General features: G+C 66.6%; 11 protein-coding genes. 4 read left to right on the forward strand and 7 right to left on the reverse strand.

What is annotated here, in order from left to right:
- Positions 1–24: 24 nt before the first annotated feature.
- Together AUL28_RS00165 and AUL28_RS00170 are read right to left on the reverse strand one after the other, a co-directional pair.
- Positions 25–1,098, reverse strand: coding sequence for a 2,3-butanediol dehydrogenase (locus AUL28_RS00165; RefSeq protein WP_062230298.1), 1,074 nt, complete (start codon positions 1,096–1,098; stop codon positions 25–27).
- A gap of 142 nt (positions 1,099–1,240) precedes the next feature.
- Complete coding sequence (locus tag AUL28_RS00170; RefSeq protein WP_062230115.1) at positions 1,241–3,157, reverse strand: sigma-54-dependent Fis family transcriptional regulator; 1,917 nt, start codon at positions 3,155–3,157, stop codon at positions 1,241–1,243.
- A 258-nt stretch (positions 3,158–3,415) separates the two neighbouring features.
- Between AUL28_RS00170 and AUL28_RS00175 the strand changes: the two genes are divergently transcribed.
- Positions 3,416–4,867 carry a deoxyribodipyrimidine photo-lyase gene (locus tag AUL28_RS00175; RefSeq protein WP_082640135.1) on the forward strand — a complete coding sequence of 484 codons (1,452 nt, stop codon included), beginning with the start codon at positions 3,416–3,418 and terminating at the stop codon, positions 4,865–4,867.
- Between the two features lie 43 nt (positions 4,868–4,910).
- Here the strand turns inward: AUL28_RS00175 and AUL28_RS00180 are convergent, their stop codons facing one another.
- The 4 genes from AUL28_RS00180 to AUL28_RS00195 all read right to left on the reverse strand — a co-directional run bounded on the left by AUL28_RS00180 (position 4,911) and on the right by AUL28_RS00195 (position 10,015).
- On the reverse strand, positions 4,911–5,912 hold the full coding sequence (locus tag AUL28_RS00180) for a FecCD family ABC transporter permease (protein ID WP_062230117.1): 1,002 nt from the start codon (positions 5,910–5,912) through the stop codon (positions 4,911–4,913).
- Positions 5,909–6,865 carry an ABC transporter substrate-binding protein gene (locus AUL28_RS00185; protein WP_062223601.1) on the reverse strand — a complete coding sequence of 319 codons (957 nt, stop codon included), beginning with the start codon at positions 6,863–6,865 and terminating at the stop codon, positions 5,909–5,911. The genes AUL28_RS00180 and AUL28_RS00185 overlap by 4 nt, the downstream gene beginning before the upstream one ends.
- A 14-nt stretch (positions 6,866–6,879) precedes the next feature.
- Complete coding sequence (locus AUL28_RS00190) at positions 6,880–7,683, reverse strand: ABC transporter ATP-binding protein (protein WP_062230120.1); 804 nt, start codon at positions 7,681–7,683, stop codon at positions 6,880–6,882.
- 553 nt (positions 7,684–8,236) lie between these two features.
- Entirely contained in the window at positions 8,237–10,015 is a 1,779-nt protein-coding gene (locus AUL28_RS00195) for a GGDEF domain-containing protein (protein WP_192843364.1), read from the reverse strand.
- A 268-nt stretch (positions 10,016–10,283) separates the two neighbouring features.
- On the opposite strand from AUL28_RS00195, the gene htpG reads away from it, so the two are divergent.
- The 3 genes from htpG (at position 10,284) to AUL28_RS00205 (ending at position 13,105) form a co-directional block, all read left to right on the forward strand.
- Positions 10,284–12,167: a molecular chaperone HtpG gene (gene htpG / locus AUL28_RS00200; RefSeq protein ID WP_062230124.1), complete on the forward strand. Its 1,884-nt coding sequence runs from the start codon at positions 10,284–10,286 to the stop codon at positions 12,165–12,167.
- Between the two features lie 457 nt (positions 12,168–12,624).
- Positions 12,625–12,792, forward strand: coding sequence for a hypothetical protein (locus AUL28_RS22450; protein WP_156419842.1), 168 nt, complete (start codon positions 12,625–12,627; stop codon positions 12,790–12,792).
- Between the two features lie 94 nt (positions 12,793–12,886).
- On the forward strand, positions 12,887–13,105 hold the full coding sequence (locus AUL28_RS00205; RefSeq protein WP_058598845.1) for a hypothetical protein: 219 nt from the start codon (positions 12,887–12,889) through the stop codon (positions 13,103–13,105).
- 105 nt (positions 13,106–13,210) lie between these two features.
- Here the strand turns inward: AUL28_RS00205 and ilvD are convergent, their stop codons facing one another.
- On the reverse strand, positions 13,211–15,055 hold the full coding sequence (ilvD, locus tag AUL28_RS00210; protein ID WP_062230126.1) for a dihydroxy-acid dehydratase: 1,845 nt from the start codon (positions 15,053–15,055) through the stop codon (positions 13,211–13,213).
- Between the last annotated feature and the right edge of the window lie 201 nt (positions 15,056–15,256).

Below are 15,256 nucleotides of genomic sequence, written 5' to 3' on the forward strand. Positions count from 1 at the left end.
CCAATGCAGAAAATATAAGCCGGCTTACTTCGTGAGATCGATCATGATCTTCAGCTGCGTTCCGGCGGGGTCCAGCAAGGCGTCGAAACCCTCGCGCACGGCGTCCTTCAGCTGGATGCGCTTGGTGACGACCTTCGAGGCCGGCAGGCGGCCCGTCGCGATCAGATCGATGACGCGCGGCCAGGACGTCGTCGGATAGGCCCACGATCCCCGGACATCGATATCCTTACAGGTGACGGAGAACCAGTCGAGCTTGGAGGGGCCGGGATGCAGGCCGACCTGCACCACGACGCCCTGCCGGCGCACGGCCTCCACGCAATTGCCGAGTGCCCGCTCGTTGCCGACGGCCTCGATCGCCACATCGACGCCGACGCCATCGTCCGTCCCCGTGCGCACACGTTCGGCGACGCTCTCCTTGGTCGGGTCGATGGTCACGAGATCGGGGTCGATGGTACGGGCCAAGTCCAGCCGCTTGGCGTTGGGGTCCGACAGGAACACCCGCGTCGCCCCGGCCGCGCGGGCGGCGAGCACGGTGAGAAGGCCGATCGGCCCAGCGCCGGTCACGAGAACGCTGGAGCCGGCGCGCACGCCGCCCCGGTCGCAGGCATAGACCGCGACGGCGGTCGGCTCCACCAGCGCCGCCTCCTCCTCACTCATCGCGTCGGGAATGCGATAGACATTGTAGTCATTGAGGATCGACGCCTCGGCCATGCCGCCCCATGGCCACGAGAGGCCCGCCAACGCCAGCTTCTCCGACAGGAAAAACAGGCCGCGATCGGCGTAATATTCGTTGTCGCGCGGCATGATCAACGGTTGGACGGACACGCGGTCGCCCACTTTCACCTTGGTCACGCCCTCACCGATCTCGGTGACGGTGCCGCCGAACTCATGGCCGAGGATCTGGGTGCCCGAAACGCCGGTGAAGGGATGGGGCTCCTTGGGAACGAAGATCGGGCCATAAGCATATTCGTGCAGATCGGTGCCGCAGATGCCGACGCGCGTGTTGCGGATGCGGACCTGGCCGGGGCCGGGCCGGCCCGGCGCCTCGATCTCCTCGACGCGCAGATCCTTGGCAGCATGAAAAATTAGGGCTTGCATGGTCATGGCGTTCCTCCCGCCGCAGGGTTTGCAAGCGCGATGCCAAGTGGCGAAAGCCGGGTGCGCCGGGCCTTTGCCGCGAATCCGGGCTCTGCTGCGCGCCGCAGCCTGTGGCGGATGCCGCAGGTGTGGCGCACCAACGCTATTGCGGCTGCGCGAGGCCGAGCCGGCGCATCCGGCGATGAACCGTGGTGCGATCGCAGCCGAGCCGGCGGGCCGCTTCGGAAACGTTCCAGCGGCAGGCGAGAAGAAGCGCGCGCAGCGTCTCGGCGTCCTCCGCCTCGCTTTGTGCGGGCGGCGCATCGGAGGCGAGCGAAGGCACAGACCATGGCTGTGGCTGTGCCTCGCCCAAGGCTTCGGGAAGATCGGCCAGACGGATCGTGCCGTCTTCTGCCAGCGCCGCGCCCAGCTCCAAGGCGTTGCGCAGCTCGCGCACATTGCCCGGCCAGACATGGCGCAGGAGCGCCGCGCGCGCGGCGGGGTCGAGCTTCGCGCCGCCGCCCAGCCGCTCGATCAGCCAGCCCAGATCCTGTCGCTCGCGCAGCGGCGGCAGGCGCAGGGTCGCGGCGTTCAGGCGATAGAACAGGTCCTCGCGAAACGCGCCCTGGCGCACCAGCGCGCCGAGATCGCGATGCGAGGCGGACATGACGCGGATATCCAGCGAAATCGGTTTGAGCGCGCCGACCGGCACGATCTCGCGCTCGGAGAGAACCCGCAGGAGGCGGGATTGGAGCGACAGCGGCATGTCGCCGATTTCGTCCAGAAACAGGGTGCCGCCATTGGCCGCCTCGATCAGGCCGGGCCGCCCCTTGGCGCTGGCCCCGGTGAAGGCGGAGGGCGCGTGGCCGAACAGCTCGGCCTCGATCAGGCTTTCGGGCAGCGCCGCGCAGTTCAGCGCGACGAAGGGCTTGGCGTCGCCCCGGCTGCGATGAATGGCGCGGGCGAGAACCTCCTTGCCGGTTCCCGTCTCGCCTTGGAGCAGGATGGAAAGCGGCGCGCGGGCGAGCCGTGCGGCCTTGGCCAAGAGCGTATCCATCGCCGGGTCGCCGCCGCTGAGGTCAGCCAGCGCCGGGGGCAGCGCACCGGGCGAGGGCTTCAAGGCGCGGGGCGAAGCGCGCGGCGGCGCGATGGCATGGGCGAAGACGCGGTTTCCGTCCCGCCCCGCCAGAAGCCGGCTTTCGCTCGGCCGGTCGCGCGTGAGATCGGGCAGGTCGTCGAGGCCGAGTTGGAGGAAATCGCCGATCGGGCGGCCGAGCACGGCGCCGGGATCGCGCCAGTCGACCCCAACCGCGCCGGCCAGAAGCTTCTGCGCGGCATGGGTCAGCCCCGCCACGCGGCCCGAGGCGTCGAGCGAGACCGCGCCGTCGGGGTCGACGTCGAGGAATTCGGGCGAGCGGCTGAAACGGATCACCCATTCGCCCCGCGCGCTCGCCATGAGATTGGCCAGTTCGATGCGCCGCGCGGTGGCGGAAACGAGATGCAGGACGAGGTTCTGGCTGATCTTGGCTTCCGGCGAGCGCAGGGCCGAAATGTCGAGAACGGCGGCCAGCGTCCCGTCCGTGTCGTAGATCGGCGCGGCCGAGCAGGTGAGCGGCGTGTGCGTCAGGTCGAAATGGTCGCTCTGGTGGATGCAGAGCGCCTCGCCCGTCGCGAGGCAGGAGCCGACCGCGCAGGTGCCCGCCCTCGGCTCCGACCATTCCGAGCCCAGATAAAGGCCAGCGCGGCGCAGCTGGTTGTCGAAGGTCGGATCGCCGATAAAATCCACCGTGACGCCAAGCGCATCGGCCAGGAGCAGGACATAGCCCTGCCCCGCCATCTGCCCGTGCAATGTTTCGAGGCCGAAACGAGCGGTGCGGATTAGATCTTCCGAGCGCTGTCGATGCTCGCGCAGGCGCAATTCCGGCAGGATATAGGCCTCGCAGGCGCGCGAGGGGTCGAGACGATAGGTCTCGATGCAGCGGCGCCAGGAATGGCTGACCACCTCATCCCGCCGCGAGGCCGCGCCGAGCGCAACGGTCTCGATCTCGTGGATATGCTGATGCGCGGCCGCAATTGCCATGCTCGAACGCGGCGCCGGTCGCTCAGGACAGGACCGCCGGCCACCCCATCGAGGGCCTCCCGCGACGATCCCGGGCCAAGTGCCGATACGCCGTCCTCCCGTTTTGCCCGGTAGTCTGGCACGGGACCAAGCCAGCGCCAAGAGGCGGGCGGCGAACGCGATGGGCCTTGGAAAGCGACAGGTCGCCGCGAGGCCTGCCGCCGGTCCCGAGCCGCCCTACAAAGATCGCGAGGCCCTGATTCAGCGAGACTCCTGCCCATGACGATCGAGCCGGCGCGCATTCGCGTTCTCAACGAAGCCGATCCGAACGCGGCGGGGCGCTATGTCCTCTATCTCCTGCAACAGGCGAACCGCTCGCGCTTCAACCCGGCGCTGGAACTCGCCATCGAGGAGGCGAACCGGCTCGGCCTGCCAGTCGTGGCCTGCTTCGGCCTGCTGGACGGGTCCAACGGATTTCCCGAGGCCAATGCGCGCCACTATGCCTTTCTTCTGGAAGGGCTGGCTGACGCAGCGAAGGGCCTTGCCGAGCGCGGCATCGGCTTCGTGTTGCGCAAGGCCTCACCCGCCGCGATCGCGCTGGACCTGTCGCGCAAGGCCGCGCTTCTCGTGCTCGACCGGGGTTATCTGGCGATCCAGAAGCAGTGGTACGCCGAGATCGTGAAGGGCGCGAAGACCCGCGTGGTGCAGGTGGAGGGCGATGTCGTCGTGCCTGTGGATCAAGCCTCCACCAAGCACGAGCACGCCGCGCGCACCCTGCGCCCCAAAATCCGCAAGCAGCTGGACGAGTTCGTGAACCCCCTGCCGCATCACAAGGTGAAGCACTCCGCCGAGGGCTTGAGCTTCGCCCACGCCATCGACATCTCGGACCCCGAGCAGGTTCTGGCCGGCATGAGCCTCGACCGTTCCGTGCCGCCGGTGAAGCGCTTTCGCGGCGGCGAGAGCGAGGCGCGGCGGCGGCTCAAGGCCTATCTCGACGGCCCGTTCGCGCGCTATGGAGCCGAGCGCGGAAAGCCGGAAGCGGGCGCGGCCTCGCATATGAGTCCCTATCTCCATTTCGGCCAGATTTCGCCGGTCGAGATCGCGCTGGCCGTGCGCGCGGCCAAGACCGGCAGCGCCGAGGACAAGGACGCCTATATCGAGGAGATCGTGGTGCGGCGCGAGCTGGCGATGAACCATGTCCACCACACCGAGCATTACGACCGCTACGAGAGCGCCGTGCCGGCCTGGGCGCGCCAGACGCTGGAGGAAAAGAGCGGCGACATCAGGCCCCATCTCTATAGCGACGACGAACTGGCGGAAGGGCGGACCCACGACCATGCCTGGAACGTCGCCATGGCCGAGATGCGCGAGACCGGCTTTATGCACAATCACCTGCGCATGTACTGGGGCAAGAAGATCCTCGAATGGTCGAAGACGCCGGAGGAGGGCTTCCAGCGCACGCTGCGCCTCAACAACCGCTACTTCCTCGACGGGCGCGACGCCAATTCCTTCACCAATGTCGCCTGGGTCTATGGGCTGCACGACCGGCCATGGGCACGGCGACCGATCTTCGGAACGGTGCGCTATCAAAGCGAGAACTCGATCCGCAAGATCGACGCCAAAGCCTATGAGCGCACGGTCGAAGAATTATGCGCAGCGGAGCGGGACGACGCATCAAGCAAGCCAAAGACGCCGCCCAAGCCGAAGCGAACGAAAGCCAAGGCTATCTGAAAGCAGCCGCCGCGCGTTTCACGTGAAACAAAAGGCGACCCGCCTATCGCCGTAGGACGAGAGCGAGAACAAAGGCGGCGCCCAGAGCCGAGGTGACGATGCCGACGGGGAGTTCCTGCGGAGCAAGAACGACCCGGCTGGCGAGATCGCTCGCCAGAAGCAGGATGGCCCCGATCAGCGCCGAGGTCGTGATCAGACAGGCATGGCGCAGGCCCACCAAGGCGCGGGCGAGATGGGGCACCATCAGCCCGACAAAGCCGATGACGCCGGACAGGGCGACCAGCGCGGCGGTGGAGAGCGCCGAAAGCGCGAAGATGATGAGGCGCAGGCGCGCCACATCGATCCCGAGCGAATGGGCCGTTTCCTCGCCAGCCAGAAGTGCGTCCAGCCGGTTGCGGCAGGCCAAGCCGGTTCCGAGCGCCAGCGCGGCGCCGAAGAGGCCCAGCGGCAGATTGCTCCAGCTGGCGAGCCCCAGGCCGCCCGCCGTCCAGAACAGAACGGAATAGGCCGCGCGCTGGTCTCCGGCAAAGACGAGCCAAGTGGTGAGCGCGCCGAAGAGGAAGGAGACGGCAAGGCCCGCGATCACCAGCCGCTCCGGGGCCTTGCCGCCCTCGCGCGCCAGAAGCGCCAGAACCGCGGCGGCCGAGAGAAGTGCGCCGGCAAAGGCCGCGACCGGCAGCGTCCAGACGCCGAGCCGATCCCCGAACAGGGTGATGACCGAGACCGCCCCCGCCGCCGCGCCCGACGACAGGCCGAACAGGAACGGGTCGGCCAGATCGTTGCGGGTCGTCGTCTGAAGCAGCGCCCCGACCACCGCCAGACCCGCGCCGACGCAGATCGCCAGAAGCACGCGCGGCAGGCGCAGGTCGAGAACGATGCGCGCCACCGGCCCCGATGCCTCGGAGCCCAGCCCCACCGCGCCGGCGAGCGCGCGCGCCACGTCAGCCAGCGGCAGCGGCGTCGAGCCATAGGCAATGCCGGCGAGCGCCAAGGCGAGGAGGAGCGCCGTCCCGACGCCCCAGAGGCCGATGACCCGGCGCGTCATTTCGCGGGGAAGCGCGCGGGATGCAGCGCCTTGGCCAGCGCTTCCACCGCGTCGATATTGGCGGGACCCGGCGTGATCTGCTCGTAGCGCAGCGGCAGGAAGCGCTCGTTTTTCACCGCGTCGGTTTCCTTCATCGCCGGATGAGCCTTGAGGAAGTCCAAAAGCTTTCGGTAGCCCGCGCCGTCCTGATAATCGAGAAGGATCAGGAATTGCGGGTTCTTGACGGCGACATCCTCCCAGGAGGTCGTGCCCCAGCTCATGTCGAGATCGCCAAGGATATTGGTGCCGCCCGCCGCCTCGATCAGCGCGGTCGGCATGGCGAACTTGCCCGCCGTGAACGGCTTGTCCTCGCCGGAATCGTAAAGGAAGACCGAGACCGGCGCTTCGCCCTTCACAGCCTCCTTCACCTTACTGATGCGCGCTTCCCAGCCGTCAACGAGTTCCTTCGCCTTGGCATCCTTGCCGAAGATCGTACCGAGGGCCAGTTCGTCCGTGTAGAGAAGGTCCATCGAGGCGCGGGGCCGAGCCTTGTCCACCTGCGCGCAGCTTTCGGTCAGGACATAGGTCGGAATGCCCTTGGCGCTCAGCGTGTCGGGCGTCACTTCGCCGCCGGGCTTCATGCCGTAGTACCAGCCAGCGAAGAAGAAATCGGCCTGGGCCGCCAGAAGGGTCTCCATCGTCGGATATTTGGGCGCGAGTTCGGGGATCGAGCCCTTGGCGGCGTCGAAGGCCGGCGTCGTCTTGTACCAGCCCGAAACGCCGGTGACGCCAGCCATATTGGGCTGGAGGCCCAGGGCGAAGGCCATCTCGCTCATGTTGAGATCGTGAACGACGGCGCGTGTCGGCGCCTTGTCGAATGTCAGCGTGCGCCCGCAATTCTCGACGCTCACAGGAAAGGCGTAGGCAGAGGTGGCGGCGAGCGCGGCGGCAAGGCCGGTCAGAAGGGCGGAAATCTTCATGCGTCGTCCTATCGTGAGGAAGCGTCGGGCGGCGTGTCGAACACGAGGAGCGACCGGCCCGTCGCGGGATTGGTGAAGGGAAAGCAGTCCATGGCGAAGACGGCGCGCACCGTCTCGGCCGACAGCGCCTGCATCGGGGGGCCATGGGCGACGAGCCGCCCGGCGCTCAGAACGGCAACCCGATCGGCAAAGGGCGAGACAAGCGCGAGATCGTGCAGAACGGCGACCACGGTGATGCCGAGGTCGCGCGCCAGCGCCAACATGTCGGCCCGCGCGCGGGGGTCGAGATGGTTGGTCGGCTCGTCCAGAACGAGGATCGAGGGGCGCTGGGCCATCGCCCGCGCGATGCCGGCGCGCTGGCGCTCGCCACCCGACAAGCTGTCCAGCCGCCGGCTCTCGAGACCGGACAAGCCGACCAGCGCCATGGCATCGCCCACCGCCGCCCGATCCTCGCGCGCCGTGGCGCGAGCACGATGGGGGATGCGGCCAAGCCCGATATAGTCGGCGAGGGTCAGCCTCCCGTCCGGCAGGTCGCTCTGGCCGACCACCGCGATCCGCCGCGCCCGCTCGAGCGGCGCGATCGCCTGGAGGTCGCGCCCGTCGATCGAAACCCGGCCGCGCGTCGGCTGAAAGCGCGCAAAGACGAGGCGCAGAAGCGAGGTCTTGCCCGCGCCGTTGGGCCCGACCACGGCCAGCCGCTCGCCCGGTTCGATCGCGAGATCGAGACCTTGTAGGATGCCGCGCCCGTCTCGCGCGCAGAAGTCGATACCGGCGAGATCGATGCGGCCGGGCGCGAGCGGGCTGGATGACATGGCACTGCGAACTTCAGATTTTCGAGCCTGAACGAGAGCGCGTCAGGGACGAACAGGGGGGTGAGGCTGGGTGCGAGGAATGAACCTCGACCGGCAAAAGGGCTTTACGATGTTATATTATAACATTGCAAGCCCCTGCTCGGTGCGAGGAGACCACGCCTTCGGCGAGAAACCTGCCCCACGCAGACGGACGCCGCATGGGGGAACCGCAGCATCGAGGGAATCGAAGCCATCAGGGGGGATCGCGAAAGAATCTCTGGGAAGCCGATCCTTTCGGCGCTGGGGGTCGGTCGGCGCAGAGCCGGGTCGGATGAGCGAAGCCGAGTGATGCCTCTCACCCGGCAGGCTCTATCCCAGAGGTCGCGCGGCGCAAAGCGCGGCCCGATCACGGCTTCGTTCGAGAGCGGCGGAAACGCTCGGCAACGGGCCGGAAAGAGGACGCCGACGTCGAGCGTCACCTTTCGCCGTCCGGTCGGGGAGACGCGCTCGGGCAGGTCCGGGGAGTGTCGACGAACCCGATGCAATCCTGTTCGACGCTGATCGGGGCCAAGCGTCACGCGGCGGCGTTGAGGCCGCCACGCTCGTGCTCCATTCGTGCCGCCTGTTCGATCGCTCGTTCGCGAAAAGCCATCTCCATGCGCGGATGGAAGACGCGGAACCCGTTGCGCCCCTGTGCCTTGGCCTCGTAGAGCGCCATGTCGGCCTGCCGACAGAGCGTTTCGAAATCGAGATGCGCACCGCGCCAGATGGCGATGCCGATGCTGACGCCGATATGCGTGCGATGGCCGTCGATCTCGAACGCTTCGGCCAGTCGGCCGACGATGCGCTTGGCGAGCCCGCGCTGCTCGCCCTCGTCCAGCCCCTGAACCAGGGCGGCGAACTCGTCCCCGCCGAGGCGAGCCAGGCACACGCGGGCATCGCACTGGCTGCGCAGCCGGTTCGCCACTTCGACCAGAAGCGCGTCGCCGGCTTGATGCCCCAGCTTGTCGTTGACGCTCTTGAAGTGATCGAGATCGAAATACATGATCCCGAGATGCCCCGCCCTGCCATGGCGCAACGCATCTTCCGTCATGCTGTCGAAGCCCCGGCGGTTGGCGAGTTCCGTCAGCCGATCCGTTTCGGCCTGGACGCGCAGATCCTCCATCAACCGCCGACGCTCGTTGATCTTGGTGGCCAGCACGGACACGGCTGAAAAGAGCGTGCGCATCTCGCTGATCGAACTGTCGAGGCTCATGCGTTCGATCGAACGATTGCCGGCCAGCGAGACGACCGCCTCCTGCGCGGTCAGAAGCGGCAGCAGGATCTTGCGCCGAACCGAACCCAGGAACCAGAAGGCCGCGCCAAGGCACAAGAGCGAACCCAGAAGGGTCAAGCCGAGGCGGCTCAAAGCCGTCGCGCGGCGCTCCTCGAACATGCCGATCATGTGCGACAGGTAGAGATTGCGCATGTCTTCGAGGGGTTTGAGATGCGGCACGTAAAGCGCCGTCAACTGGCTCGGTTCGATGGAATAGGACGCCCCCGCCTTCCCTTCCGCCACGATCCGCCGCAGAAGTCCCAACCCTTGCCCGAAGAACTGCTGGCCGATGTCCTGGGCCAGCGGCTGAAACTCGGGATCGGCAGAAAACAGCCTTTGCGTACCGAGCAGGCGATTGATCTCCAGAAGCCGTCCCTCAGCGCGATAGAAGCGTTCGATCTCGTCTTCCGTCAGCCTTTCGCCGCGGGAGACGGATGGAATGATATGGGAGGCGATGCGCCCGCCGAACTCGCGCAGGTCGCTGACGCTTTGGGCCACCATCGTGGAACCGGCCACGATCGGTCCCAGAAGCGCAAGGGCTTGCGCCCCCGTGTCGAGCGCGGTCTGGTAATGGTCCACCACCTCGATCATGCCATTCACGGCTTGGCGCACGTCCTCGCGCGAGCGGCTGCCGGCTGGCATGGCGGCGATCCGATCGACCTCGGCACGGGCGGCCACCAGTTCGTCACGGGCGTCCGAAATGGTCTGAGCGATCGCCTGGAAGATGAAGGGCTCCGCCCACTGCCGATCCATACCGAGCGCGGTGTCCAGCGACAGATCGGTCACGGCACGAAACTCGGTCAGTCGACGGGTTGCGGCGGCGTCCGATCCCGGTTCGATCGACATGACGACGTTGGATGGGCCCCGCTCGGCCGAGATGCGATTGGCGGTCGTCAGAAGCAGATGGTAGGCTTTGATGGCATGGAGATTGCGCTCGCCCTCCTGAAATTTCAGCAGAAGGGGCCAAACGCCCCAAGCCATAGCCAGGATGAGACTGGCCGCAAAGCCCGACAGCGACAGCCGAAGCCATCTCTTCAACGATACGGGCTTGCGGGAAGGGCCGAGCGGCATACCACCTTCGAGGTCTAGAGAGCGTTCGATAATTTCAACAGCAGGCTTGAAATTTTCCTGAATCCAAGCGGGCCCGAGCGCCATTTCCCCAGAATGAGAAGCCCGCGCCGCCTTTGCAACATAGGCCTTTCGGCGCGACGACGCGGGCCGCGCCTCGCGCCCCCGCTTGAAAAGCGCGCTCCGTACCGCCATCTCGCGCCACGACCCCCCATTCGGAGGCTATTGGAACGCGACCATGACTGTTGAAACCGCTGCGCCCGAAACCCGCCCGTTCGAGGCCGATGTCGCCAAGCTGCTGCACCTCATGGTGCACTCGGTCTATTCCGACAAGGATGTCTTCTTCCGCGAGCTGATCTCCAACGCGGCGGATGCCTGCGAGAAGCTGCGCTTCGAGGCCCTGAGCGACGCATCGTTGATGCCGGGCGAAGCGCCGTTCCGGATCGATGTCACGCTTGACCCCGAGGCCAAGCAGTTGACCATCGAGGACAATGGCATCGGCATGAGCGAGGCGGACCTGTCGGAGGCGCTCGGCACGATCGCGCGCTCGGGCACCAAGGCCTTCATGGAGCGGGTCGCCGGCTCGAAAGAGGCGGAAGGCAGCCATTTCATCGGCCAGTTCGGCGTCGGCTTCTATTCCGCCTTCATGGTGGCGGACGAGGTGGAGGTCGTGACGCGGCGCGCGGGCACGGATCAGGCGTGGCGCTGGCGCTCGGACGGGCTCGGCACCTACACGATCCAGCCGGTGGACGTGGCGGAGGCGCCCGCGCGCGGCACCCGCGTCACGCTGCATCTGAAGGAGGACGCGGCGACCTACGCGGACGCCTACACGGCCGAATCCACGATCAAGTCGCAGTCCGGCCATGTGCCGGTGCCCATTTGGCTGAAGGAGAAGCCCGATGCCGAGCCGCGCCAGATCGCGGACGGCGCGGCGCTTTGGATGCGCCCCAAATCCGAATTGAAGCCGGAGGATTACACCGACTTCTACCGCTCCTTCGCCGGACAATACGACGAGCCCGCGCTGACGCTGCATTACCGCGCCGAAGGCCTGCACGAATATTCCGTGCTCGCCTTCGTGCCGGAATCGAAGCCCTTCGACCTGTTCGACCCCGACCGCGCCGGGCGCTTGAAGCTTTATGTCCGGCGCGTCTTCATCACCGACGAGGCGGAGATCCTGCCGCGCTATCTGCGCTTCGTGCGAGGCCTCGTGGACTCGGCCGACCTGCCGCTCAACGTCTCGCGCGAGATGATCCAGGAAAGCCCCGCGCTCTCCGCCATCAAGAAGGGCGTCACCAACCGCGTCCTGTCGGAGCTGGAAAAGCTCAGCGACAAGGAGCCCGAGCGCTACCTGAAGATCTGGGACACATTCGGCCCGGTGCTGAAGGAGGGCCTCTACGAGGATTACGGCCGCCGCGCGGCGCTGCTGTCGCTCGCCCGCTTCAAGACCACGGGTTCGGGGAGCGAATGGCGCTCGCTGAAGGATTACGTCGCCAACCTGAAAGAAGGTCAGGACGCGATCTACTACGCGGTCGGCACCGATCTCGACCGGCTTCTCGCCTCGCCGCAGCTGGAAGGCTTCCGAGCGCGCGGCATCGACGTACTACTCCTGCCCGATCATGTCGATAGTTTCTGGGTCACGGGCGGCATCGAATACGAGGGCAAGCCCTTCCGCTCGGTGACGCAGGGTCTCGCCGATCTCGGCAAGATCAAGCTGACCGAGGGCGAGGCGGACAGCGCCGATATGTCCGACGAGGTTGGCGGCTTCATCGCCTTCGCCAAGACGGTGCTCGGCGACAGCGTGTCGGATGTGCGCGCGTCCGAACGCCTGCGCGAAAGCGCGGTCTGCCTCGTTGCGCCCGACACGGGGATGGACCGGCAGTTGGAGCGCCTTCTGGCGAGCGCCGGTCGCGCGCCCGCCCCGTCGAAGCCCGTCCTGGAGATCAACCCGCGCCACGAGCTGGTGGAACGACTGAGCCGGCTCAGCGAAAGCGAGACAAGCCTTCGCGAGGACGCGGCCCATCTCCTGTTCGACGAGGCGCGCATCGCGGACGGCGAAGCGCCCCTCGACCCGCGCGGCTTCTCGGCCCGTCTCGCCCGCGTTCTGACCCGCGCTGCGGGCTGAGGCGGATCAAAGAGACGAAGCCGGCTAACGGCCTCTCCATAAGCGGCGAGCGCTTCGATGCGCTCGCCGTTTCAGCATGTAAGCGTTGCGCAAGATGCCGTTGGACGGGAGCGCCCTTTTCATGGCGTGCGCATTCGAAATCTTGCATGACCCCGCCCGCTTCGACGCAGGAGGCAGCGCGTCTTATACACCAGACCGGATTGAATGATTCTCCGCGGCGCCGAGTTGAACATGCGGCGAGCCTGACCGACCGTCGCGCCATAGGCCGGGCTTATGCTCCTCTCGACGCCGAGATCACAACCGCCCCGGACCGCAAGGCGAAAGCCCGTCCATCATCCCGCACGATACGTCGCAGCCTGGGCGGATGATACGATCCGCAGCGGGATGTTCGATTCGAATAGCAGGTCCGCGTCCGCGATCTCCGCTTTCGCTTCGCGGCGGCGCCAACAGATTTTCAGTGGCCGTACACGACATTGGTGAGCACGGCCTTAGCGACAGGCATGGCTACCGCGACGTCATCGACATCCGCGACACAAAACGGCGCATCAACGGCTCGCATGGCGCGGGCAGGGTCTACCGCATGGCGGATCTCAAGCTGACGCAACGTCACACCGAGAGCTTGTAATCGGTGGCCAACCACCGTCTCGGATCGCAACGATCGGGCGGCATTTTCGTTAGGACATCATGAGGTTAGGGATTCAGAAGGAGCCTTGGAACTCATGTCACGAACTGTTCGCATCGTTCATCGTCCGTCCACCGTCTGGGAACGCAACCAGGCCGAGGGCGGCATCCGGCACCATCAGATCGCGGCCTATCGCGAAGTGACGCGTGTCTTCGTGCATCCTCGCCGATCAGATGCAGCCCTGCCCAGCGCGGCGGTCGCATCGGCGGCCCTCGAAGCCAATGCCACCGAACAAGGGGCCTGCGTCAGCGCCTGATCGAAGCAGACTTATGTCATGCGAAAGGGCCGGTCCACTCGCGGCGGACCGGCCCTTTCGCATATCTCAAGGTAAGCCACGCTCTGTCGGCGCGGCTTTAAGGGGTTAGTCGAGCTGGCGCACCGCGCCCTTGGCGGCGCTGGTGGTCATCGAGGCATAGGCCTTGAGCGCGGTCGTCACCTTGCGCTTGCGGATCTCGGCGGGCTTCCAGGCGTCGCGGCCCTTGGCTTCCATCTCTGCGCGGCGGCGCGCGAGTTCCGCGTCCTCCACCGCGAGATGAATGGAGCGGTTCGGGATGTCGATCTCGATCCGGTCGCCCTCTTCCGCCAGCGCGATCAACCCGCCTTCGGCCGCTTCCGGCGAAACGTGGCCGATCGATAGACCCGAAGAGCCGCCCGAGAAGCGCCCATCGGTGACGAGGGCGCAGGCTTTGCCGAGGCCCTTCGACTTCAGATAGCTCGTGGGATAGAGCATTTCCTGCATGCCCGGCCCGCCACGCGGGCCCTCGTAGCGGATCAGGACGACATCGCCCGGCTCGATCTGGCCGGACAGGATCGCCTTCACCGAGGCGTCCTGGCTTTCGAACACGCGGGCGCGGCCGGTGAATTTCAGGATCGATTCATCGACGCCCGCCGTCTTCACGATGCAGCCGTCCTCGGCGAGATTGCCGTAAAGCACCGCCAAGCCGCCGTCGCGCGAGAAGGCATGCTCGAGATTGCGGATGACGCCCGCGTCGCGGTCGTCGTCCACCGTGTCGAAACGACGGTCCTGGCTGAAGGCGACCTGCGTCGGCACGCCGCCAGGCGCGGCGCGGAAGAAGTCACGAACGGTCTGGCTTTCGGTGCGCTTGATGTCCCAGCGGTCCAGCGCGGCGCCGAGATTTTCGGCATGGACGGAGCCGACCGAGGTGTCGAGAAGGCCGGCGCGGTCGAGCTCGCCCAGAATGCCCATGATGCCGCCGGCGCGGTGCACGTCTTCCATATGGACGTTGGCGATCGAGGGCGCGACCTTGCAGAGAACGGGAACGCGGCGCGACAGGCGGTCGATATCGGCCATGGTGAAGTCCACCTCGGCCTCGTGCGCGGCGGCCAGCAGATGCAGCACCGTGTTGGTCGAGCCGCCCATGGCGATGTCGAGCGTCATGGCGTTTTCGAAGGCGGCGAAGCTCGCGATGGAGCGCGGCAGAACCGAGGCGTCGTCCTGCTCGTAATAGCGGCGCGCGAGATCCACCACGAGATGGCCGGCCTCGACGAAGAGGCGCTTGCGCTCGGCATGGGTGGCGAGCGTCGAGCCATTGCCCGGCAGCGACAGGCCGAGGGCTTCGGTCAGGCAATTCATCGAATTGGCGGTGAACATGCCCGAGCAGGAACCGCAGGTCGGGCAGGCCGAGCGCTCGATGGTTTTGACGTCCTCGTCCGAGATGCGGTCGTCGGCGGCCGCGATCATCGCGTCCACGAGGTCGAGCTTCTTCTCGGTCATGTCGGGCCAGACGACCTTGCCCGCTTCCATCGGACCGCCCGAGACGAAGACGGCGGGGATGTTGAGGCGCATGGCGGCCATCAACATGCCCGGCGTGATCTTGTCGCAGTTCGAGATGCAGACCATGGCGTCGGCGCAATGCGCGTTGACCATGTATTCGACCGAGTCGGCGATCAGCTCGCGCGAGGGCAGCGAGTAGAGCATGCCGTCATGGCCCATCGCGATGCCGTCATCGACGGCGATCGTGTTGAACTCCTTGGCGACGCCGCCGGCCGCCTCGATCTCGCGGGCGACAAGCTGGCCGAGGTCTTTCAGATGCACATGGCCCGGCACGAACTGCGTGAAGGAATTGACCACGGCGATGATCGGCTTGCCGAAGTCGGAATCCTTCATTCCCGTGGCGCGCCAAAGGCCACGGGCCCCGGCCATGTTGCGGCCATGGGTGGTCGTGCGGGAACGATATGCGGGCATGAAAACCTCCTGTGCCCGGGTGGGCGTACCCGCCATTACACCTATTCCTGAATCATTCCAACTGTCTGTGGCCCGATGTTTTTCTTGTCGGCTGAAGGTGACCGGCGCGCGGCGGCGCTCTTCGCGGGGCCGAGGGTGGTTCTGCAAACCCTTTCAAGCATGAGCAGCGCGCTTTAACCCATGCCGGCGCGGTCGTGCGTC

It is taken from the genome of Aureimonas sp. N4 (genome assembly GCF_001463925.1).
Classification (GTDB): Bacteria; Pseudomonadota; Alphaproteobacteria; order Rhizobiales; family Rhizobiaceae; genus Aureimonas; species Aureimonas ureilytica_A.

What these genes read in the sequence shown, in the direction of transcription:
- AUL28_RS00165 (WP_062230298.1), bottom strand. Translation starts at nt 1,098, where the DNA reads ATGCAAGCCCTAATTTTTCATGCTGCCAAGGATCTGCGCGTCGAGGAG.
- AUL28_RS00170 (WP_062230115.1), bottom strand. Translation starts at nt 3,157, where the DNA reads ATGGCAATTGCGGCCGCGCATCAGCATATCCACGAGATCGAGACCGTT.
- AUL28_RS00175 (WP_082640135.1), top strand. Translation starts at nt 3,416, where the DNA reads ATGACGATCGAGCCGGCGCGCATTCGCGTTCTCAACGAAGCCGATCCG.
- AUL28_RS00180 (WP_062230117.1), bottom strand. Translation starts at nt 5,912, where the DNA reads ATGACGCGCCGGGTCATCGGCCTCTGGGGCGTCGGGACGGCGCTCCTC.
- AUL28_RS00190 (WP_062230120.1), bottom strand. Translation starts at nt 7,683, where the DNA reads ATGTCATCCAGCCCGCTCGCGCCCGGCCGCATCGATCTCGCCGGTATC.
- htpG (WP_062230124.1), top strand. Translation starts at nt 10,284, where the DNA reads ATGACTGTTGAAACCGCTGCGCCCGAAACCCGCCCGTTCGAGGCCGAT.
- AUL28_RS00205 (WP_058598845.1), top strand. Translation starts at nt 12,887, where the DNA reads ATGTCACGAACTGTTCGCATCGTTCATCGTCCGTCCACCGTCTGGGAA.
- ilvD (WP_062230126.1), bottom strand. Translation starts at nt 15,055, where the DNA reads ATGCCCGCATATCGTTCCCGCACGACCACCCATGGCCGCAACATGGCC.